Genomic DNA, 21,235 nt, shown 5'->3' with positions numbered 1-21,235 from the left:
TCCCGGTGGGGCCGCGAACGGCCCAAAAGCCCTCTATGTCCCAATCATGTACGAAGAACGACCGTCGAGACTAGCGTCCTGATATCGCCCATAAATCAGGCTATGCCAAATGCTTATGCAAGGGGCAAGCCAGCGGATTTGCCGAGCTTATGGCAAGGCGGCAACGATTCGGAACCAGGGATGCGCCGCCGCGCCTCGCTGGGCTCATGCTGGTATGCCTTTGTGGCGGTCCCTCAGCGATCCGGCGCGCCTGGGCGTCGCCCTACGTCAGCAGCCCGCCATGGGTGCCAGGCCTTTTAGGACCCGGGGGCGGCGGCTTCGTCGCCGGAACGGCTTAAGAAGGCTACTTATCCAGCCCGTAGAGCGTGTGCAGCGTGCGCACCGCTTGATCGGTCTGCGACGCCTTGATCAGCACCGAGAATTTGATCTCCGAGGTGGTGATCGCAAGGATGTTGATCTTCTGCTCGGACAGGGCCTTGAAGGCCATCGCCGCGACGCCGGCGTGGCTGCGCATGCCGATGCCGATCACCGACACCTTGGCGACGTCGGTCGCCCCGTCCATGCGGTCGAAGCCGATGGCGTCCTTGGCCTTCTCCAGCGTCACGCGGGCGCGTTCGTAGTCGGCGGACGGCACGGTGAAGGTGAGGTCGGTGGTGGCGCCGTCGGCCGAGACGTTCTGCACGATCATGTCGACGTTGATGTTGGCATCGGCGAGGGGGCCGAAGATGGCCGCGGCGACGCCGGGCTTGTCCTGCACGCGACGCATCGAGATCTGCGCTTCGTCCTTGGAGAAGGCGATGCCGGTGACGGTCTGCTGTTCCATGATTTCACTCTCGTCGCAAATGAGCGTCCCCGGAGGCGGCAGCTTCGGGTCGATGTCTTCAGGCTTCACGAAGCTGGAGCGCACGAAAATGCGCACCTTGTGCAGCATGCCGAGCTCGATGGAGCGGACCTGCATCACCTTGGCCCCGAGCGAGGCCATCTCCAGCATTTCTTCGAAGGCGATCTTGTCGAGCCGGCGCGCCTTCGGCGCCACGCGCGGATCGGTGGTGTAAACGCCGTCAACGTCGGTGTAGATGTCGCAACGCTCGGCGCCGATCGCCGCCGCGACCGCCACGGCCGAGGTGTCCGAGCCGCCGCGGCCGAGCGTGGTGATACGGCCGGTCTCCTTGTGCAGGCCCTGGAAACCGGCAATGACCGCGACCTGCTTCTGGTCGGCGAAGCGCTTGATCAGTTCGGCGCCGTTGACGTCCAGAATGCGGGCGGAGCCGTGCGCGTTGCTGGTGAGGATCGGCAACTGCCAGCCCTGCCAGGAGCGCGCATTGACGCCCATGCCTTCCAGCACGATCGACAGGAGGCCCGCAGTGACCTGCTCGCCGGTCGCGACCACGGCATCGTATTCGCGCGCGTCGTGCAAGGGAGCTGCATCCTTGCACCAGGCGACGAGCTGGTTGGTCACGCCCGACATTGCCGAGACGATCACGGCGACATCGTAGCCGGCGTCGACCTCGCGTTTGACGTGGCGCGCCACGTTGCGGATGCGGTCGAGGTCGGCGACGGACGTGCCGCCAAATTTCATTACCAGGCGAGGCATAGCGTTCCCGGACGTAACAAGCGGCCGGCGCAGGGTTTTTCCCGAGGCGCCGGCCCGAAAAGGTGCGTATTCATAGCGATGCCGTCACGGCGCTGCAACATGCGCCCGCCGCCCCCGCTCGAAGGGGGCTCAGGCTGCTCTGGCGAGGGCCGGCAAAGCCAGCCGGACCTGCGTGAGGTCGTCGACGAACCGGCGGTACTCGGCGGCCTGGGCGGCGGCGTCCGGCAGCCGCAGCAGATAGGACGGGTGCACGGTGAAGAGCACGCTCATGCCGTCGCGCAGGTGCACGGTGCGTCCGCGCATCTGGGTGATCTTCACGTCCTTGCCGGTCAGTGCCCGCGCCGCAGTGCCGCCCAGCGCCACCAGGAGCTTGGGCCGAATGAGAGCCAATTCGCGGTCGAGCCACCAGCGGCACCGTTCGACCTCGCCCGTATTCGGCTTCTGGTGGATGCGCTTCTTGCCGCGCGGCGTGAATTTGAAGTGCTTCACGGCATTGGTGACGTAAGCGCGGCTGCGATCGACGCCGGCTTCCGCCATCGCCCGGTCAAACAATTGACCCGCCGGGCCGATGAAGGGCTGACCGGCCAGATCCTCCTGATCGCCCGGCTGCTCGCCAACAAACACCACCGGTGCGTCGGCTGGGCCTTCGCCGAACACGGTCTGCGTCGCGTCACAAAACAGCGGGCAGCGCTGGCAGGCCGCCGCCTGCGTTTTGAGCGCGGCCAGGCTTTGCGCCTCGCCGCCCTCCTCGGCCACGGCACTCACCGGCGCCCGGACTTTGCGCGGGGCCGTCGGCGCGGCTTCGATCATGGTGCCGGTGCGCTGCTCGGCTTGCGCCAGCAATTCCGGAATAAGCGAAGCCTCCGGCAGGTTCTTCCAGTAACGCACTGGCATTTCGGTCTTCATCATTTTCGGATTGGCGCGCGCCGGATTGAAAGTGGCGCGATAATAGCTGCGCCACCATTCCTCCATGCTGTCCTCGGCGGGCGCCTGCGCTTTCGTCACGGCCGGCCCGAATGCCACCACGCGGCCGTTCCAGTGCATCGAGCCGTCGGGCGTCAGTACCGACCAGCGCATGTTGGCGAATCGCTTGACGAAGAATTCGGCGGCCGGCTTGAGGATCAGATGCTGCGGCTCGAACCAGGCAATAAAACGTTCGCCGTCGTCGTCCTCGATTTTGCGGAAGCGGAGGAAGGCCGTCATCTTGTGCAGGTCGCGGCCGACCGCTTTCTGCATCTGGCGCAGCTTGTAAACCAGCGGATCGGAGAAGATCGACAGCAACATGCGGTCTTCGTGCAGCAGCCGCCACAACAACGTGTAGAGCAGCGAAAAGCGCTGCGGATCGCGGTGATGCAGCACCTCGCGCGCCAGTTCGACATAGGCGCCGGGCACCGTGAACTTCGGGATTTTTGCGTCCGGCAGCGGTGTCGCGCCGAACAGGTCGTCACCCGTCGTCATCCAGGTCACGGCGCGCGGTGCAACCCGCGCGGCAATGAGCGCCCGCACATGCTCGCGAAATTCCTCGAGCGACGTTTCCTCATGCATGACGATGCGATACTGCGTGCTCATCCGAACAAACTCATCTGCACGGGCTTCGGGGCAAGCCGGGCGCGGAGCAGCGCGCTGTCGGAATCGGCGACCGGCCGGTGGTCCGGCGTGATGATGAAGGGCCGGGCGCGGCGCACCGCGCCGGTCAGCCGTGCGATATCGTCCATCCGCAATGTGCGATGCCGCCGCGCGTCGATCAGCCAGTCGACGGTGCGGGCGCCGAGGCCTGGTACGCGCAACAGCAATTCGCGATCGGCGCGGTTGATGTCGACCGGAAAGCGATTGCGGTTGCGGAGCGCCCAGGCGAGCTTCGGGTCGATTCCGAGATCGAGCATGCCGTCGGCGCTGCCTTGCACGATCTCGCTGGCCTCGAAGCCGTAATACCGCATCAGCCAATCGGCCTGATACAGCCGATGCTCCCGCTGCAGCGGCGGCGCGGCAAGCGGCAAAGCCTTGCTCGAGTCGGGGATCGGGCTGAAAGCGGAATAGTAGATACGCCGCAGGCCGTAGCTCGCGTAAAGCGTCGCGCTCGTCGAGAGGATGGCGGCATCGTTCGCGCCGTCGGCGCCGACGATCATCTGCGTGCTTTGTCCCGACGGTGAAAAGCGCGGCGCCTTGCGTTCGCCTTTGACCGCGTCGATCTTCAGCTTGAGGCCGGCCATCGTGCTGCGGATCGTGCTCGTGCGCTTCTCCGGGGCGTAGCGCTTGAGCCCGGTTTCAGTCGGCAGCTCCACATTGATGGACAGCCGATCGGCGTGACGCCCAGCCTGTGCGATGAGGTCTTGGCTCGCCTCGGGAATAGCCTTGAGATGGATGTAGCCGCGGAAGCCATGCACGTCGCGCAATTGCCGCGCGACCTCAACCAATTGCTCCATCGTGTAATCGGCATCGCGGATGATGCCGGACGAGAGAAACAGGCCTTCGATGTAGTTGCGCTTGTAGAACTCGAGGGTGAGCATCACGACTTCTTCGACCGTGAAGCGCGCGCGCCGCACGTTGCTCGAGCGGCGGTTGATGCAATAGGCGCAGTCGAAGATGCAGGAGTTCGTCAGCAGGATTTTTAGGAGCGACACGCAACGCCCATCGGGCGTATACGAATGGCAGATGCCGGCGCCGGTGGTCGATCCGATCCCTTTGCCATTCCGCGAGTCGCGCTTCGGCGCACCGGAAGAGGCGCAGGACGCGTCATACTTGGCGGCGTCGGCGAGAATTTCGAGTTTCGACTGCAAGGCCGAAGGCATCATGTTCTCTGTTTGTTCTATTGCCGACGGCGAGTCAACACGGAACTTTGTCATGTGTTCCCAAGGGATTAGTTCGCATGAGCGCCACTGAACGGGCTTCGGTCGACGCGCGCGAAATCGAGCGCTTTTCGCGCATGGCCGCCACGTGGTGGGATGCGCGCGGGCCCATGGCGGCGCTGCACAAGCTCAATCCGGTGCGGGTCGGCTACATCCGCGACGAGGTCGCGGGTTACTTCGGGCGCGATGCCAGGAAGCTCGACTGCCTCAAGGGTCTGCGCATGCTCGACATCGGGTGCGGCGCGGGGATTCTGTCCGAGCCATTGGCGCGGCTTGGCGCCGAGATGGTCGGCGCCGACCCCGCCGAGGAAAATATCGAGGCGGCGCGCGCGCACGCGGAGGAGGGCGAGCTTTCGATCGACTATCGCGCGACGACCGCCGAGGCATTGGCGGAAGGGGGCGAGCGTTTCGACGTGGTGCTGGCGATGGAAGTCGTCGAGCACGTCGTCGACGTCACCGATTTCATCCGCACCTGCGCTTCAATGGTGAAGCCGGGCGGCCTGCTCGTCGGGGCGACGCTCAATCGCACGCTCAAGAGCTTCGCGCTGGCGATCGTCGGTGCCGAGTATGTTCTGCGCTGGGTGCCGCGTGGCACTCATCAATGGGACAAATTCGTCACGCCGCAGGAATTCGAGAGCGCGATCGAGCTTAACGGGCTGCGTGTGATCGGCGAGCGCGGCGTCGTATTCAATCCGTTCGCCGACCGCTGGCAATTGTCGTCAGACATGGACGTCAACTACATGCTGGTCGCAGCGCGGGATAACGCGGGAGAGGCGGCATGATTTTGGAGTTGGTCGAATTCCCTTCACCGAAGGGCTGGACGCGCGAGCAGGTCGCGGAAGAGGCCAAGCACGTCGTGCCGAAATGGCAGGCGAACAAGGAATTGCTGCGCAAGCACTTCCTGCTCGAACTCAACGGCAAGACCGGCGCTGGCGTTTATATCTGGCCGTCGGTCGAGGCGGCACAGCGCGCTCACAACGAGGAATGGCGCCAGTCCGTGATCAAGCGTACGGGCGCCGCGCCGACCATCCGTTATTTCGATCTCATGCTGCTGGTCGACAATGAGCAGGGCAAGGTGACCGAGTTTCCGGCGGCGGCGGAGATCAAGGTGAGCGCGGCTTAAAACTTGGCCTCCGCTGCCTCTCTCCGTCATCCTGAGGTGCGCGCCTTTGCGCGCGTCGACGGATGACGGACACTGCCTGCCCGGCCGTCGCCCTTCGAGGCTCGCTTCGCGCACCTAGGGGGACGGGTCAAAGGCATACTAACCGTCATTGCCGGGCTTGACCCGGCAATCCATGAGGCCTCACACCAAGCACCATCGCAGGGCTCTCGCGCGTCGCGAGCCATTATGGATGCGCGGGTCACGTCCGCGCATGACCGGGGAGAGGGAATGCTCTGGGCCATCTTCACGCTGATTGCCGCAGCGGCGCAGACGGTGCGCAATGCCATGCAGCGCGAGTTGACCGCGACGCTGGGCACCGTCGGTGCGACGCATGTGCGCTTCCTGTTCGGTTTTCCTTTCGCGATCCTGTTCCTCGCCGGCGTGTTGATCGTCACCGGCCAGGGCTGGCCGTCGACACCGGCGATGTTCTGGCCGTGGGTGGTGTTCGGTGCGGTGACGCAGATCGCCGCGACCGCGACCATGCTGTCGGTGATGGGCGAGCGCTCGTTCGTCGTTGCTTATGCCTACATCAAGACCGAGCCGGTGCAGGTGGCGATCTTCGGCCTTATCTTCCTGGGCGATCATGTGACGCCGATGCTGGCCGCGGCCGTCGTCATCGCCACCGCTGGTGTTATCCTAATCTCGCTCAAGCCGGGCGCGGGCAAGACGACCACGACGCGCTCCACGGTGATCGGTCTTGGCTCCGGCGCGCTGTTCGCGCTGTCGGCGATCGGTTACCGCGGCGCCATTCTCTCGCTCGGCCATCCGCATTTCGTGCTGTCGGCGACCTATACCCTGGCGGTCGGTCTCGTGATGCAGGCGGCGATGTTGTCGCTGTATCTATGGCTGCGCGATCCGCCGGTGCTGCGCGCCATCGCCAGGGCTTGGCGGCCATCGCTGTTCGCCGGATTCATGGGCGCGTTCGCTTCGGAATTCTGGTTTCTGGCGTTTGCTATCGCGACAGCGGCAAGCGTGCGCACATTGGCGCTCGTCGAAGTGCTGTTCGCGCAGGCCGTCACGCACTTCTGGTTCAAGCAGCCGACAACGCCGCGGGAGATCGGCGGGGTGGTGCTGGTCGTGTTTGGCGTATTGCTCTTGGTGTGGAGTTACTAGGTTCTCATGATTCCCTGGAAGCATTTAGATACGGCTCAAGTGCCTGGCGGAGCCGCGCTGAAGCTGATGCAGCGCGGTGAGGAGTTCTCGATCAAGCTCGGCAGCAACGTGCTGATGAACAGCCAGTTGACCGCGACCGAACAGGCGCTCGCGACGATGGCCTGTGACAAGATCAGGTCGCACGCGGCGGCGAAGATCCTGATCGGCGGACTGGGCATGGGCTTCACGCTGCGGGCCGCTCTCACCGTCCTCGGCGCGGATGCGCGCATCGTCGTCGCCGAGCTGGTGCCGAAGGTGGTCGCCTGGGCGCGCGGCCCGATGGCGGCGCTGTTCGGCGGCAGTCTCACCGATCCGCGCGTGACCATTCACGAGCAGGATGTCGTCGACCTGATTGCGGCGGGGCGCGCCGATTACGACGCGATCCTTCTCGATGTCGACAACGGCCCCAACGGCATCGTGCGTAAGGCCAACGACCGGCTCTATGACGTCAACGGACTCGCCGCCGCGCACAAGGCGTTGCGGCCCGGCGGCGTGCTGGCGGTGTGGTCGTCGGCGCCGGATGTGAAATTCACGGGCAGGTTACGCAAGGGCGGCTTCGACGTCACCGAGAACGCCGTGCGGGCCAAGGGGCCGCAGGGCCGCGCGCAGCATTTCATCTGGATCGCGACGCGGCGGGGGTGAAGCGTTTTCTGTCATGTCCGGGCTTGTCCCGGGCATCCACGTCTTGCTTGCGGAGGCACATAAAGACGTGGATGCCCGGCACAAGGCCGGACATCACGGCGGAGACGCCTACCATGTGGCGATTAATTCCGCTCGTCCGGCAGCACCGGGATCGGATGGAATTCGACGCCTTCCTCGGCGAGTTCCTTGGCCTCCTCGGGCGAGGCTTCGCCGTAGATCGAGCGATGTTCGATCTCGCCGTAATGCATCTTGCGCGCCTGTTCGGGAAACTTCGCCCCGACATTTTCGGCGTTCTTCGTCAGGTGATCGCGCAGCTCTTTCAGCTTGGCGCGAAACTCCTGCTCCTGCGGCGACATCATCGCCACCGGCGCGGCGGTGGGCGCTTCGGCGGCAGCCGGCGTCTCCGCCGGTATTTGCATCTCGATGGCGCCCTTGCGCTGCTTCGATGTCGCGAGGCGCGGCGCCATGATCGCCTTCTCGACCTTGGCCGAGTTACACGCCGGGCAGGTGACGAGCTTGCGCTTCACCTGCTTGTCGTAGGCGGCGCTATCGGCGAACCAACTTTCGAACTCGTGGCCTTTATCGCAGACCAGGGCGTACTTGATCATTCGGCGCCCCGGACCACGTGCAGATGCGTCGGCTCCGCCAGGGGCTCGACGATGTCGAAACGCCGCCCGTGCTGCAGCGACGGAATGCGTGCACGCGCCGTGGCGACGGCGGCGGGATCGATCTCCGCCATCACGATGCCCGGCTCGGTTCCGCCTTCGGCGAGGATGCGGCCCCAGGGATCGACGATCAGCGAATGGCCGAAGGTCTCGCGGCCGTTCTCATGCTTGCCGCCTTGCGCGGCTGCGAGCACGAAGCAGCCGTTCTCGATGGCGCGGGCACGGTTGAGCACATGCCAGTGCGCTTCGCCTGTTTGCTGCGTGAAGGCCGAGGGGATCGCCAGCATGGTGGCTCCGGCTTCGGCGAGCGCGCGGTAGAGCGCGGGGAAGCGCAGGTCGTAACAGATGGTGAGGCCCACGCGTCCCCAGGGCAGGTCCGAGAGCACGGCGCTCTCGCCGGGCCGGTAATTGTTCGACTCGCGGTAGCTCTCGCCGTTGGCGAGGTCGACGTCGAACATATGGATCTTGTCGTAGCGTGCGGCGATGTTGCCCTGCGGATCGATAAGGAAGCCGCGGTTGGCCGCCTTCTCCGCGCTCACCTTGATCGCCAGCGAACCGATATGCAGGAAAACGCCGAGCGTGCGCGCGAGATCGCGGAACGCCGCGAGCGCGGGATCGGCGTCTTCGTCCACGATCTTGGCAAAGAGCTGCTCGCGCTTGGCCGCGAGGATGTTCGTCATCTCCGGCGTCTGGACGTAATCGGCACCGGCGGCCCTGGCTTCGCCGATCAGCTTCACGGTGGCGTCGATATTCACGGCGGGCTCGAGGCCCACGCGAAGTTGGATCATCGCCGCCTTGAAGGTCGCCTTCGCCGTCATGCCGGCTGTCCTTTGCTCGGTCCGTCGCCCAGCCCTTCGTCCTTGAGCAGCGGGTCGAGCTTGCCGTCGTAATCGAGCTCATGCAGGTCGTCGCAACCGCCGACGTGCATACTGCCGATGAAGATCTGCGGCACGGTCGTACGGCCGTTCGCGCGCTGGATCATTTCGTCGCGAAGTTCCCAATTGCCGGCGAGGTCGATCTCTTTGAAGTCGACGCCCTTGCGCTTCAGCAGCGCCTTGGCGCGCGTGCAATAGGGGCAATAGCGGGTGGTGTAGATTTCGACGGGAGGCATGGAGACAAATTCCGCGTTACCGGTCAGCAGCTTATATGGTGCTCTTGGCCGCCGCCACAACCCGGGCGAAGACCAGAACGTCGACCAGGACGAGCCGCCGGCCGGCGACCGCCGCCTTCCCCTGGGCGTCAATGCGGAAGGCGCCTTGGACGTTCTCGGCGCGCTGCGCCTGCGACAAACCGACCTGCTGCCGGGTTGCTCGTAGCCGCCGCAGGGCGCCATGCAGGACCGGGACGCCGGCAATGTCGGAAATGACGCCGGCGAGCGCCGCCGACTGGTTGAAGCGCCGCCCCCAGAGCCGGCGCCAATGCAGCGGCACCGGCACGAGCCCGTCGGCGCCGGAGAGGAGCTCCCGTCCGGCGCGGGCCATCCAGCGGCCCATCATGGGGGCGAGGTCGAGCCGGTCGCTGTATTTGAAGCCGTGCACCAGCGTCTTCGCGACCTCGTCGTAACGGACGGCCGCCCGCGCCCGCTGATAGGCCGGCGGATTGGCGATGGCCTCCATGGACAGAAGGCCGGGGCCGGGGTCGTAGACGAACGGGATGCCGAGCCGCGCGCAATAAGGCGGTTCGATCAGCGACAGCTTCGACCAGCAGGCGGCGCAGAGCCCGGCGCCGTCACCCAAAGGCTCGCGGCAGGACGGACACAACGGCGGCAGCGCGACGTCGAGTGTGAATCGGAATGCGGCGCGCAAGCCGTGACCGGCGCGCGCGAGAATTGAGGACTCCTGACTTGTCGAGCCGGGCCCATTCATAGACAAAGGCTACCACAACAGAGGCGTCATTGCCCGCGCAAGCGGGCAGTCCAGTACCCATATGAAGCGCGGTGATTACTGGATGCTCCGCTTGCGCGGGGCGTGACAGGACGGAATGTGAGCCAAGGCCCCATCATCTTCGATCGCCATCTTCTGCGCGCCCGTCGCGCCCGCGCCCGCAAGCTCGGCCCGGCGACGTTCCTCGTCGATCGCGTGGCCGACGATTTGGCCGAGCGCCTGGCGGCGGTCCTGCGCAGTTTCGACGTCGGCATCGATCTCGGCACGCCGACCGACGCCGTGCGCCGCGCGGCGGCGGCGGGCGGAAAGGTCGGCACATTGATCGCGGTCGAGCCCGACGTGGTCTCGCAGGGGAAGGGGTTTCTCCGCGTCGCCGCCGACGAGGAGGCTTTGCCCTTCGCCGACGCCTCGCTCGACCTTGTCGTGTCCGCGCTGTCGCTGCAGACGGTCAACGATCTGCCCGGTACGCTCATCCAGATCCGCCGCGCGCTCAGGCCGGATGGGTTGTTCCTTGCGGCGCTGATCGGCGGCGACAGCTTGAGCGAGTTGCGTGAGGCCTTTGCGCAGGCGGAGAGCGAGATCGAAGGCGGCCTGTCGCCGCGCGTGGCGCCGTTTGCCGATCTGCGTGATCTCGGCGGCTTGCTGCAGCGTGCCGGTTTCGCGCTGCCGGTGGCGGACAGTGACCGGCTGACCGTGCGCTACGACAATGCCTTTGGCTTGATGCGCGATCTGCGCGCGATGGGTGCGACCAATGTGCTCACCGAGCGCCGCCGCGCGCCGCTCAAGCGCGCCACCTTGTTGCGCATGGCGCAGATCTATGCCGAGCGCTTCGCTGACAGCGATGGCCGGTTGCGCGCGACCTTCGAGATCGCCTGGCTGTCGGGCTGGGCGCCGCACGAAAGCCAGCAGAAGCCGCTAAAGCCAGGCTCGGCGACGGTTCGGCTCGCCGATGCACTCGGCACCAAGGAGCTCCCAACCGGCGACAAGCCGGGCGACTGATGGTCGCTTGCCGCAGGCGCGCTTCACCTCTCCCATAGAGAGGGGTCGACGCGCGTCAGCGCGTCTGGTGAGGGTTACAAAGTCCGAGATTCATGCCGCCCTCAGAGGGAGCAAGCCATGCCTGCGCACGAACGCCGGCGGCACGGTGCGCCGTTGTTCGCTTGTGTCGCGTGAAAGCGGTCGGGTCGAGAGGCGCCCTAGAAAAGCGCGGCGACCTTGTCGAAGAGAGCACCGACTTGCGACCCGAGGGTCGTCACAGTGCCGACAATGGCGATGCTGATGCCCGAAGCGATGAGCGCGTATTCGATCGCCGTGCTGCCGTCTTCGTTCGACAGAAACCGGCGGACGTTCGTCATGGACATCAGTCGGTGCATCGGGGCCTGCCTGTGCGGCCGGGAACTACAAAAGCGCCATCAGATGCGAGACCAGCGGCACGTCGGCCGGTGGCATCTCGTATTCCTTGAGCCGGTTCGGCCTCACCCAAGCGAGCTTCTGCCCCTCCAGCGGCGTGACCGTCCCCTCCCAGCGCCGGCATACAAAAAGCGGCATCAAGAGGTGAAAGTCAGGATAGGCGTGGCTTGCGAAGGTGAGCGGCGCGAGACACGGCTCGCTGACGCTTATTCCCAGCTCCTCTTTGAGTTCGCGGATCAACGTTTCCTCGGGCCGCTCGCCTTGCTCGATCTTGCCACCGGGAAATTCCCACAGGCCCGCCATCGGTTTGCCTTCCGGCCGTTGCGCGATCAGCACGCGGCCATCGACATCGATGAGGGCGCAGGCAGCGACAAGAACAAGCTTCAGACTCACAGCCCTTCACCGTCGAGCATAGGGACGCCAAGGTTAAGGCGCTCTTCGGAGCGCCGGTGCGGTGGTATGTGGGCGGAGGCCACGGTGAACGACCGGTTAAGAGCGGTAGTCGCCATTGATGGCGACATACTCCTTGGTGAGGTCGCAGGTGAGCACCCGGTCGCGACCCTTGCCCATGCCCAGCGCCACCTTGAGGAAGATCTCAGGCTTCTTCATCTCGGCCGAGACCTTGGCCTCGTCGTACCCCGGATCGCGCGCGCCCTTGTGGGCGACGCGGATGCCGCCGAACCAGATCGACAATTTGTCGCGGTTGGCCGGTTCGCCGGCCTTGCCGACGGCCATGACCACGCGGCCCCAGTTGGCGTCCTCGCCGGCGATCGCGGTCTTGACGAGCGGCGAATTGGCGATCGACATCGCGATCTTGCGCGCCGACTTGTCCGACACCGCGCCCTCGACCACGATCTCGATCAGCTTGCGCGCGCCTTCACCGTCGCGCGCGACCTGCTCGGCAAGATCGGCGAGTACGTCGTGCAGCGCCTTCTTGAACGCCTTGAGCTGGGGGTCGGCGGCACGCGCAATCTTCGGGCAACCCTTGGCCTGGCCGGTGGCGAACATCATCAGCGTGTCGGAGGTCGAGGTGTCGCCGTCGATGGTGACGGCGTTGAAGGTGGAGCCGACGCCTTCCTTGAGTAGGCCCTGCAGCGCCGGCGCGCTGATCGCGGCGTCGGTAAACACAAACGACAGCATGGTCGCCATGTCGGGCGCGATCATGCCGGCCCCCTTGGCGATGCCGCAGATCGTCACTTTTGCCTTGCCGATCCTGGCTGTCGCGGTGGCCACTTTCGGAAAGGTATCGGTGGTCATGATCGCCGAGGCGGCTTCATGAAAGAAGGTGCCGGAGACGCTGTTGGCGAGGCTCTGCATCACCGGCGCGAATTTGGTGGCGTCGAGCGGTTCGCCGATGACGCCGGTCGAGGCGAGGAAGATCTCGTTCGGCTTGCAGCCGATGGTCTTGGCGGCGATGTCAGCGGTCAGCTTGGTCGCGGCCCGCCCGGTCTTGCCGGTGAAGGCGTTGGCATTGCCGGAGTTGACCACCAGCGCCCGGGCTTTGCCTGACTTCAGATTAGCGCGGCACCATTCGACCGGCGCCGACGGACACTTCGAGGTCGTGAACACGCCGGCCACCGTGGTACCGGGGTCGAACAGCGCCAGCAGCACGTCGGTGCGGCCCTTGTAGCGGATGCCGGCTTCGGCGGTTGCCATGCGCACGCCGGCGATCGCCGGCATGTCGGGCACGTGTGTCGGGGCGAGGGGGGAGATAGCAGAGGACATGGCAAGACCTAGCGAGTTGTCATCGCCGGGCTTGTCCCGGCGATCCCGATAAGCTGGGCATCACAGTGCCTACCTAAGCGGGGTGGCACACGCAACTCGGGCTTGCCCGAGTTGCGCTCTTTTTACGCCGAAGTCGGGTAACCCCGACTTCGGCGACAAGCCCGGCCATGACAAATGCAAAAGGTCCCGCCAGTACGAAAATGCCCGGCACTAGGCCGGGCATCTCTTGCTTCTGTGTAACGTGTGTGACGCTTACTTTTTGTCAGGCGCCGGTGTTGCATCGCCGGGGACCGCCGGCGGCGGCGGGACGGTGTACATCTTCTCGATCTTTGCCTTGGCGCGCAGCGAGGTGACGAGGTCGGCCTGCGCCTTGCGCTGGACGTATTGTTCGATCTGCGGCTTCACGTCCTCGAACTTCGGCGGCGCCTTGGTCCGCTTGTCCTCGACCTTGATGACGTGCCAGCCGAACTGGGTCTTCACCGGGTCGGAAATCTGACCCTTGTCGAGCTTGAACGCCACTTCGGCGAATTCCGGCACCATCTGCTCTTTGCTGAAGTAGCCGAGATCGCCACCGCTGGACTTACCAGAGGGGTCTTCGGTGGTCTCGCCCGCGACCTTGGCGAAGTCCTCGCCCTTCTTCAGGCGGACGATGATCGCCTTGATCTTGTCCTCGGCTTCCTTGCTGGCCTTGTCGTCGCCGGCGGCGGCCCGGATCAGAATGTGCCGGGCATGGACTTCCTGCTCGGTGCCCATTTGCTTGATGGCGTCGTCGTAGACCTTCTTCATGGCGGCATCGGTCATCGCCTCGTTGCCGGCCGAAGCCAGGAGCTGTTCCATCAGCAGCTTCTTACGGGCGAACTCGAGTTTGGCCTTGAAAGCGGGCGTATCGCCCAGTTTCTTGGCCTCGGCCTCCTTCGACACCAGGATCATGTCGGTCAGCAGCGTGACCAGATAATCCTTCTTGGCGTCCGCCGACATCGGCGGAAGCTGACCGGCTTCTTCCTCGACGGCGGCAAGATCGCTTTCGTGGATCTCGACACCGTTGACCTTGGCCACCAGCGGGTCCTTGTCCTGGGCCGCCAGCGGGCCGGCGGACGCAAACAGCAGCGCCAGCAGGCAGGCCAAGCCGGCGGCGAGGGCGCCGGCACGGCGCGCCGGGCGTCCGGTTGGAAGGGTGGTCGTCATGAACGGTCCTTTGGAATTGGAAGCGTCCGCAAAACGCGGGCGCGAGCCGACTTGTCACCCAACAACCATGGCTTTGCAATGGCAGCGTGACAGGGGGAAACTTCACGGTCCCGGCACCGAATGCGAGGGTTAACGGCGTAGGGAGCCAACAATTGACAATATTAGGACCCCCTCCTATCTCTCGGAACGACCTCGGCTGAATTGGCTTAAACAAGCGCGGTTCGCGCCGAAATTGCCCGAAAAGAGCCGTTTTCCGGAGCGCCGGAAGCCAAATCCGGCCGCGGCGGCGTGGTAAAACGCCCCGGCCATTGAAGACCAGGAGTGCCCCTATGATCGGCGCCGTTGCCCGCAAGCTGTTCGGCTCCGCCAACGAGCGGCGGATTCGCAGCTATCAACCGCGGGTCGCTGCGATCAACGCGCTCGAGAAAGAGGTCGCGGCGCTCACCGACGAGCAGCTCCGCGCCCGCACCGAGGAGTTCAAGAAGCAGGTCGCCGAGGGCGCCTCGCTCGACGATATCCTGGTGCCGGCTTTCGCGACCGTCCGTGAGGCGGCCAAGCGCACCCTCGGCCAGCGGCATTTCGACGTGCAGCTCATCGGCGGTATGATTTTGCACGAGGGCAAGATCTCCGAGATGAAGACCGGCGAAGGTAAGACGCTGGTCGCGACCCTGCCGGTTTACCTGAACGCGCTCTCCGGCCGCGGCGTGCACGTCGTGACGGTCAACGACTATCTTGCCAAGCGCGACGCCGAATGGATGGCCCAGGTCTACGGCTTCCTCGGTTTGACCACGGGCGTGATCGTGCACGGCCTCGACGACGCCGAACGCAAGAAGGCCTACGATTGCGACATCACCTACGGCACCAATAACGAACTCGGCTTCGACTACCTCCGCGACAACATGAAGTACCGCCTGGAAGACATGGTCCAGCGCGGTCACGTCTACGCCATCGTCGACGAAGTCGACTCGATCCTGGTCGACGAAGCGCGGACGCCGCTCATCATCTCCGGTCCGCTCGACGACCGTTCCGAGTTTTACAACACGATCGACGCCTTCATCCCGAGGCTGGACAATAGTGACTACGAGGTGGACGAGAAGCAGCGCACCGTCACCATGACCGAAGCCGGCATGGAAAAGATGGAAGTGATGTTGCGGGAGGCCGGCCAGCTCAAGGGCGGCAAGCTGTACGATGTCGAGAACGTCTCCGTCGTGCACCACGTCAACCAGGCTCTGCGCGCACACAAGCTGTTCCAACGTGACAAGGACTACATCGTCCGCAACGGCGAGGTGGTCATCATCGACGAGTTCACCGGCCGCATGATGCCGGGCCGCCGCTATTCGGAAGGCCTGCATCAGGCGCTGGAGGCCAAAGAGCGCCAGCCGATCCAGCCGGAGAACCAGACGCTCGCCTCGATCACGTTCCAGAACTACTTCCGTATGTACGAGAAGCTCGCCGGCATGACCGGTACGGCGCTGACGGAAGCCGAAGAGTTCCTCGACATCTATAACCTCGATGTGCTCGAGGTGCCGACGAATAAGCCGCTGGCGCGTATCGACGACGACGACGAAGTCTACCGTACGGCGGCGGAGAAATACCGCGCCATCATCACGCTGATCGACGATTGCCGCAAGCGTGGCCAGCCGGTGCTGGTCGGCACGACCTCGATCGAAAAGTCCGAACTGCTCGCCGAATTGCTGCGCAAGGAAGGCTGGGAACAGCACGACTTTGCCGACACCAATGCGTTCCGCGACCTTTACTCCGGCGACACGCAGAAGAAGGTCTTCGCGATCCTCAACGCGCGCTATCACGAGCAAGAAGCCTATATCGTCAGCCAGGCCGGCGTGCCCGGCGCGGTGACGATCGCCACCAACATGGCGGGCCGCGGCACCGACATTCAGCTCGGCGGCAATGCCGACATGCGCATCCGCCAGGAGATCACCGACATTACGGATTGGGGCGAGCGCGACCGGGATCCGCGCGCGGCAGCCATCCGCGAGCAGATCAAGCACCTTAAGGAGAAGGCGCTCGCCGCCGGCGGTCTCTTCGTGCTCGGCACCGAACGGCACGAGAGCCGTCGTATCGACAATCAGCTGCGCGGCCGTTCCGGCCGTCAGGGCGACCCGGGTCACTCCAAGTTCTTCCTGTCGCTCGAAGACGATCTGATGCGCATCTTCGGCTCCGACAAGCTCGACGGCATGTTGACCAAGCTCGGCTTGAAGGAGAACGAGGCGATCGTTCATCCCTGGATCAACAAGGCGCTCGAAAAGGCGCAGCAGAAGGTCGAAGCCCGCAACTTCGACATCCGCAAGAACTTGCTCAAGTTCGACAACGTGATGAACGATCAGCGCAAGGTGATCTTCGAGCAGCGGCTCGACCTGATGCGCGACGAGACGGTGGACGAGACCATCGTCGGCATGCGTCACGAAGTCATCGAGGAGATGGTCGCCAAGCACATCCCGCCGAACGCCTATCCGGAACAGTGGGACACCGCCGGGCTCGACGAGCAGCTCCGCGAGGTGCTCACCCTGGCGTTGCCGGTGCAGGACTGGGCCAAGGAAGAAGGCATCGCCGACGAAGAGGTGACCGACCGCATCAAGCGCCGGGCCGATGAGTGGATGGCGGGCAAGGTGGCCAAGTGGGGCCCCGACGTCATGCGCTATGTCGAGAAGTCGATCCTGTTGCAGACGCTCGACCATCTCTGGCGCGAACATCTGATCCAGTTGGACCATCTGCGTCAGGTGATCGGCCTGCGCGGCTACGGCCAGCGCGATCCGCTAAACGAGTACAAGGCGGAGGCGTTCGCCCTGTTCGAAAGCATGGTCGGGCATCTGCGCGAGGCCGTCACGGCGCAGCTCATGCGCGTCGAGGTCGTGCAGCAGCCGCCGGAAGAGCAGGATCAGACCTTGCCGCCGATGCAGGCGCATCACCTCGACCCGAATACAGGCGAGGACGAGATGTCGCTGTCGCCGCTGTCGGCGACGCCAGTGCTCGCTCCCGGCGACGGTGGCACGGCGGTGCTGGAGCGAAATCCGAAGGACCCCACGACCTGGGGCAAGGTCGGCCGCAACGAGGTCTGCCCCTGCGGCTCCGGCAAGAAGTACAAGCACTGCCACGGCCGGTTCGCATGAGGGCGCTCTGCGCCCTCATGATGTGAGCTGCCGCGACGCCCCTTCTTCGTCTGCCCGGAGCGGCGGCGAAGACGCTATTTGGTGGCGATGTAATTCGTCGGAATGGCGGTCGTGTACTTCATTTCTTCCATGGCGATGGCCGAGCTGATGTCCGAGAACTCGAGCCGGCTGATCATGCGCTGGTAGACGACATCGTAGGTTTCGATGTCGGGCACGACGATGCGGAGCTGATAGTCCGCTTCGCCGGTGAGCCGCCAAGCCTCGACGATCTCCGGGATGTCGGCGATGAGCTTGCGGAACGCCTGAAGCCACTCGACCGCGTGTCGCGGCGCTTTCACGGCGACGAATACCGTCATCGGCACGTTGGCTTTGCGCCGGCTGAGCAAGGCCACCCGGCGGGTGATGACGCCGTCTTCTTCCAGCTTACGAATGCGCCGCCAGCAGGGGGCCGTGCTCATACCGACCCTCTCAGCGATGGTGGCGACGGGGATCGAGGCGTCGGCCTGGAGGATGTCGAGGATCTTGCGGTCGGTGGCGTCCATTTGAGGTGGGGCGAATGCCGTTTGTTTAGGTTTCCAAATTAGTGAAATATTATAGCTCATATCCAAAAATAGAAGAAAAATAATAGCCTGAAATATTCAATATGGCCGAATCTTCGCTGCTAAGATTGCGCGCTATCTTCGTTATTTTCCTACCGCAAATCGGCAGGAATGGAATTGAAGGCAATGCGAATAATCGGCCTCTTGGGCGGCATGAGCTGGGAAAGCACCGCGGTTTACTACCGGCGTATCAACGAACAGGTGCGCGACCGGCTGGGCGGCTTGCACTCGGCGGAAGTGCTGATGCGCTCGGTCAATTTCGACAGCATCGTTGGCCTGCAACGGGCCGACGAGTGGGACCAGGCGGGCCAAGTCCTCTCGCGGTACGCGCGCGAACTCGAACAGGCCGGCGCCGCCTGTATCGTCATCTGCACCAATACGATGCACAAGCTCGCGGACATCGTCCAAGGCGCGGTCTCCGTGCCGCTCCTGCACATCGCGGATGTGACGGGTGACGCCGTGAGAAAATCCGGCGCGCGGCGGCCCCTTTTGCTCGCGACCCGCTACACGATGGAACAGGATTTCTATTTGTCGCGCTTGCGTGAAAAATTCGATCTCGATCCGCTGGTGCCCGATGCCGCGGATCGCGCCGTCGTGCATGCGACGATCTTCGACGAGCTGTGTCAGGGCATCGTGCGCGATAGCTCGCGTCAGAGTTTCAAGGATGTCATCGCGCGTGGCCGCGTGCGGGGCGCGGACTCCGTCATTCTCGGTTGCACCGAGATCGGACTGCTCATCGGCGAGAACGATATCGACCTGCCGGCGTTCGATTCGACGCTTATCCATGCCGACACCGCAGTCGACTTTTCGCTTGCGCAAAATGGCTCGTCGCGCTTGAACGCGGCGTAACGGAGAGGATGCGGTCGTGGCGAGCGGCAGGGATCTGGCGAGGCGGATAGAGCCATGACGCAAAGGCGCGTGCCGTCCCTCGCGCATTGGGGCGCGTTCAACGCGCTCGTCGAGGATGGACGCGTCGTTGGCTGCGAGCCCTTCGCCGGCGATCCCGCGCCCTCGCCGATGCTCACGGCGATCCCTGAGATGGTCCATTCGCCGTTACGCATCGCGCGGCCCGCGGTCCGCGAAGGGTGGCGCGAAGGGAAGCCGCGCACGGGTAACGATCGTTTCCACGAGATCTCCTGGGACGAAGCACTCGATCTCGTCGCCGGCGAACTGACGCGCGTTCGCCGCGACTTCGGCAACACGGCGATCTTCGGCGGCTCCTATGGCTGGTCGTCCGCCGGCCGCCTGCATCATGCGCGGACGCTCACGCGCCGCTTTCTGTTTCAAGGCGGTGGCTGCGTCGATCAGGTCGGCAATTACAGCTGGGGTGCGGCGCAATTCCTGCTGCCGCACGTGATCGGTACGTATCAGCCGGTTGCCGGTCGCGTTACCGACTGGCCCTCCATCGTCAAACATACCAAGCTTGTCCTCTCCTTTGGCGGCCTTGCCTTGAAGAACGGCCAGGTGAGCTCGGGCGGCGCCGGCGCGCATGTGCTCGAGCAATGGCTGCGCCGCGCCAAGGCCGCCGGCATTCGCTTCGTCGTGGTGAGTCCGCTGAAGGCGGATGCGCCCGACTTTCTCGACGCCGACTGGATCGCCATCCGGCCCAACACCGATACAGCGCTCATGCTTGGCATGGCGCACACTTTGATCGCCGAAGGCCGGCACGACGAGGCCTTTCTCGCGCGCTATTGCGTGGGCTTCGACCGGTTCAAGCGTTATGTCACGGGCGCGGACGACAACACGCCCAAGGATGCGGCGTGGGCTTCGCGCATCACCGGCGTCGCCGCCGAAACGATCCGTGCATTGGCGCGCGACGCCGCAGGAACGACCAGCCTCGTCACGGTCGCCTGGTCGTTGCAGCGCGCGCATCGCGGCGAACAACCTTATTGGGCCTCGATCGCGCTTGCCGCGATGCTCGGCGGCATCGGTACGCCCGGCGGCGGCTTCGCCTTCGGTCACGGCTCATTGAACGGCGTCGGCGTGCCGCGCGCCGAATTGCCAGGCCCGGAGATCGCCACGCCGCCAAACCCGGCCGCGGCGTCCATTCCCGTCGCGCGCATCGCCGACATGTTGCTCAATCCCGGCGCTGACTATGAGTTCAACGGGCGCCGTGCCGTCTATCCGGATATCCGGCTTGTCTATTGGGCGGGCGGCAATCCCTTCCATCATCACCAGGATCTCAACCGGCTGCGCTGTGCCTGGCAAAAGCCCGAGACCGTCATCGTGCATGAGAGCTGGTGGACGCCGACGGCGCGGCATGCCGACATCGTGCTGCCGGCAACGACGACTCTCGAGCGCAACGATGTCGGCGGCTCCTCGCGCGATCCGTATATTTTCGCGATGCACCAAGCCATCGCGTCCGTCGGTGAAGCGCGTTCCGACTTCGACATCTTCCATGCATTGGCGAAGCGGCTCGGCTATGCAGAGGCCTTCGCCGAAGGCCGTGACGAAATGGCCTGGTGCCGTGCGATCTACGAGCGCGTCGTCGCCGGCGCGGCGCGCAAGAACGTGGCGCTGCCGTCTTTCGACGATTTCTGGCGTCAGGGCTTCGTCGAGTTGCCGCCGCCCGACGAGGACTTCGTGTTGTTCGCCGATTTCCGCCGCGACCCCGAATTGCATCCGTTGAACACGCCGTCCGGCCGGATCGAAATCGCATCGGAGAAGATCGGCAGCTTCGGCTACGACGATTGCCCCGAGCATCCCGCATGGATGGAGCCGTCGGAATGGCTTGGTGCCGCAGACGCCGCGCAATGGCCGCTGCATCTGATCACGCATCAGCCCGTCGATCGGCTGCACAGTCAGCTCGATCCCGCGCGCCTCTCCCGCGGCCACAAGATCAAGGACCGCGAGACGGTCCGACTCAATCCGGATGATGCCGCGCGCCGCGGCATCAAAGACCACGATATCGTACGCGTATTCAACGCGCGCGGCGCCTGTCTTGCCGCTGCCGTGATCGATACCGGCGTCATGCCGAGCGTCGCCGTGATGCCGACCGGTGCGTGGTTCGACCCGGGGGATGCGGATGGCGCGCTCGAGCGCCACGGCAACCCCAATGTGCTGACGCGTGACATCGGCACTTCGCGGTTGACGCAAGGGCCCAGCGCCCTCAGCGCGCTGGTCGATATCGCGCTTTGGGACGGCGACTTGCCGCCGACCGAGGCCTTTACCCCGCCAACCATTGTTCGTGCCGGTACGGTTCCGGCATGATAGCCTCACCTAAATTGCCCATGATGGAGATATG

Annotated in this window: 20 protein-coding genes; 8 read left to right on the top strand and 12 right to left on the bottom strand. The window is 64.6% G+C overall.

Annotated elements, in window-relative coordinates:
• Positions 1 to 343 precede the first annotated feature (343 nt).
• The 3 genes from DW352_RS16905 to DW352_RS16895 form a co-directional block, all read right to left on the bottom strand.
• Positions 344 to 1,594, bottom strand: coding sequence for an aspartate kinase (locus DW352_RS16905; RefSeq protein ID WP_115692433.1), 1,251 nt, complete (start codon positions 1,592 to 1,594; stop codon positions 344 to 346).
• Between the two features lie 129 nt (positions 1,595 to 1,723).
• Positions 1,724 to 3,163 carry a UdgX family uracil-DNA binding protein gene (locus DW352_RS16900; RefSeq protein WP_210209848.1) on the bottom strand — a complete coding sequence of 480 codons (1,440 nt, stop codon included), beginning with the start codon at positions 3,161 to 3,163 and terminating at the stop codon, positions 1,724 to 1,726.
• Positions 3,160 to 4,383: a putative DNA modification/repair radical SAM protein gene (locus DW352_RS16895; RefSeq protein WP_115694456.1), complete on the bottom strand. Its 1,224-nt coding sequence runs from the start codon at positions 4,381 to 4,383 to the stop codon at positions 3,160 to 3,162. The genes DW352_RS16900 and DW352_RS16895 overlap by 4 nt, the downstream gene beginning before the upstream one ends.
• Before the next feature lie 77 nt (positions 4,384 to 4,460).
• Between DW352_RS16895 and ubiG the strand changes: the two genes are divergently transcribed.
• From ubiG to DW352_RS16875, 4 genes are all read left to right on the top strand, one after another.
• Positions 4,461 to 5,222 carry a bifunctional 2-polyprenyl-6-hydroxyphenol methylase/3-demethylubiquinol 3-O-methyltransferase UbiG gene (gene ubiG, locus DW352_RS16890; RefSeq protein WP_115692432.1) on the top strand — a complete coding sequence of 254 codons (762 nt, stop codon included), beginning with the start codon at positions 4,461 to 4,463 and terminating at the stop codon, positions 5,220 to 5,222.
• Positions 5,219 to 5,563, top strand: a complete 345-nt coding sequence (locus DW352_RS16885; RefSeq protein ID WP_115692431.1) for a hypothetical protein — start codon at positions 5,219 to 5,221, stop codon at positions 5,561 to 5,563. Before ubiG ends, DW352_RS16885 begins: the two co-directional genes overlap by 4 nt.
• Positions 5,564 to 5,830: 267 nt before the next feature.
• A complete protein-coding gene (locus DW352_RS16880; RefSeq protein WP_115692430.1) occupies positions 5,831 to 6,715 on the top strand; it encodes an EamA family transporter in 885 nt (294 codons plus the stop codon).
• 6 nt (positions 6,716 to 6,721) lie between these two features.
• A complete protein-coding gene (locus tag DW352_RS16875) occupies positions 6,722 to 7,396 on the top strand; it encodes a spermidine synthase (RefSeq protein WP_115692429.1) in 675 nt (224 codons plus the stop codon).
• A 122-nt stretch (positions 7,397 to 7,518) separates the two neighbouring features.
• Here the strand turns inward: DW352_RS16875 and DW352_RS16870 are convergent, their stop codons facing one another.
• The 4 genes from DW352_RS16870 to DW352_RS16855 are packed head-to-tail and all read right to left on the bottom strand — an operon-like array spanning position 7,519 to position 9,926.
• On the bottom strand, positions 7,519 to 8,004 hold the full coding sequence (locus tag DW352_RS16870) for a DUF1178 family protein (protein WP_115692428.1): 486 nt from the start codon (positions 8,002 to 8,004) through the stop codon (positions 7,519 to 7,521).
• Entirely contained in the window at positions 8,001 to 8,879 is an 879-nt protein-coding gene (locus DW352_RS16865) for a carbon-nitrogen hydrolase family protein (RefSeq protein WP_115692427.1), read from the bottom strand. Before DW352_RS16865 ends, DW352_RS16870 begins: the two co-directional genes overlap by 4 nt.
• Entirely contained in the window at positions 8,876 to 9,172 is a 297-nt protein-coding gene (grxC, locus tag DW352_RS16860) for a glutaredoxin 3 (protein ID WP_115692426.1), read from the bottom strand. Before grxC ends, DW352_RS16865 begins: the two co-directional genes overlap by 4 nt.
• A 31-nt stretch (positions 9,173 to 9,203) precedes the next feature.
• Positions 9,204 to 9,926, bottom strand: a complete 723-nt coding sequence (locus tag DW352_RS16855; RefSeq protein WP_425374615.1) for a ComF family protein — start codon at positions 9,924 to 9,926, stop codon at positions 9,204 to 9,206.
• A 117-nt stretch (positions 9,927 to 10,043) separates the two neighbouring features.
• Between DW352_RS16855 and DW352_RS16850 the strand changes: the two genes are divergently transcribed.
• Positions 10,044 to 10,943, top strand: a complete 900-nt coding sequence (locus tag DW352_RS16850) for a methyltransferase domain-containing protein (protein ID WP_115692425.1) — start codon at positions 10,044 to 10,046, stop codon at positions 10,941 to 10,943.
• A 197-nt stretch (positions 10,944 to 11,140) separates the two neighbouring features.
• Here DW352_RS16850 and DW352_RS16845 read toward each other — a convergent pair whose 3' ends face one another.
• The 4 genes from DW352_RS16845 to DW352_RS16830 form a co-directional block, all read right to left on the bottom strand.
• Positions 11,141 to 11,305 carry a Flp family type IVb pilin gene (locus DW352_RS16845; protein ID WP_342634876.1) on the bottom strand — a complete coding sequence of 55 codons (165 nt, stop codon included), beginning with the start codon at positions 11,303 to 11,305 and terminating at the stop codon, positions 11,141 to 11,143.
• 37 nt (positions 11,306 to 11,342) lie between these two features.
• The gene (gene mutT, locus DW352_RS16840; RefSeq protein WP_115694454.1) at positions 11,343 to 11,741 is read right to left on the bottom strand and encodes an 8-oxo-dGTP diphosphatase MutT; all 399 of its coding nucleotides are present in this window, start codon (positions 11,739 to 11,741) and stop codon (positions 11,343 to 11,345) included.
• 102 nt (positions 11,742 to 11,843) lie between these two features.
• On the bottom strand, positions 11,844 to 13,079 hold the full coding sequence (gene argJ / locus DW352_RS16835; protein ID WP_115692424.1) for a bifunctional glutamate N-acetyltransferase/amino-acid acetyltransferase ArgJ: 1,236 nt from the start codon (positions 13,077 to 13,079) through the stop codon (positions 11,844 to 11,846).
• Between the two features lie 252 nt (positions 13,080 to 13,331).
• Positions 13,332 to 14,264 (bottom strand): peptidylprolyl isomerase, encoded by a 933-nt coding sequence (locus DW352_RS16830; RefSeq protein WP_115692423.1) that lies wholly within the window; start codon positions 14,262 to 14,264, stop codon positions 13,332 to 13,334.
• A gap of 329 nt (positions 14,265 to 14,593) precedes the next feature.
• On the opposite strand from DW352_RS16830, the gene secA reads away from it, so the two are divergent.
• A complete protein-coding gene (gene secA, locus DW352_RS16825) occupies positions 14,594 to 17,392 on the top strand; it encodes a preprotein translocase subunit SecA (RefSeq protein ID WP_115692422.1) in 2,799 nt (932 codons plus the stop codon).
• Between the two features lie 74 nt (positions 17,393 to 17,466).
• On the opposite strand, the gene DW352_RS16820 is transcribed toward secA, so the two are convergent.
• Positions 17,467 to 17,934, bottom strand: coding sequence for an Lrp/AsnC family transcriptional regulator (locus DW352_RS16820; protein WP_115692421.1), 468 nt, complete (start codon positions 17,932 to 17,934; stop codon positions 17,467 to 17,469).
• A 183-nt stretch (positions 17,935 to 18,117) separates the two neighbouring features.
• Between DW352_RS16820 and DW352_RS16815 the strand changes: the two genes are divergently transcribed.
• Complete coding sequence (locus tag DW352_RS16815; protein WP_115694453.1) at positions 18,118 to 18,840, top strand: aspartate/glutamate racemase family protein; 723 nt, start codon at positions 18,118 to 18,120, stop codon at positions 18,838 to 18,840.
• Between the two features lie 54 nt (positions 18,841 to 18,894).
• Positions 18,895 to 21,201 (top strand): molybdopterin-dependent oxidoreductase, encoded by a 2,307-nt coding sequence (locus tag DW352_RS16810; RefSeq protein ID WP_115692420.1) that lies wholly within the window; start codon positions 18,895 to 18,897, stop codon positions 21,199 to 21,201.
• Positions 21,202 to 21,235: the final 34 nt, after the last annotated feature.

This window comes from Pseudolabrys taiwanensis (assembly GCF_003367395.1).
Taxonomy (GTDB): domain Bacteria; phylum Pseudomonadota; class Alphaproteobacteria; order Rhizobiales; family Xanthobacteraceae; genus Pseudolabrys; species Pseudolabrys taiwanensis.
The sequence above is the reverse complement of the archived record's forward strand: the minus strand, read 5'-3'. Positions and strand labels throughout refer to the sequence as shown.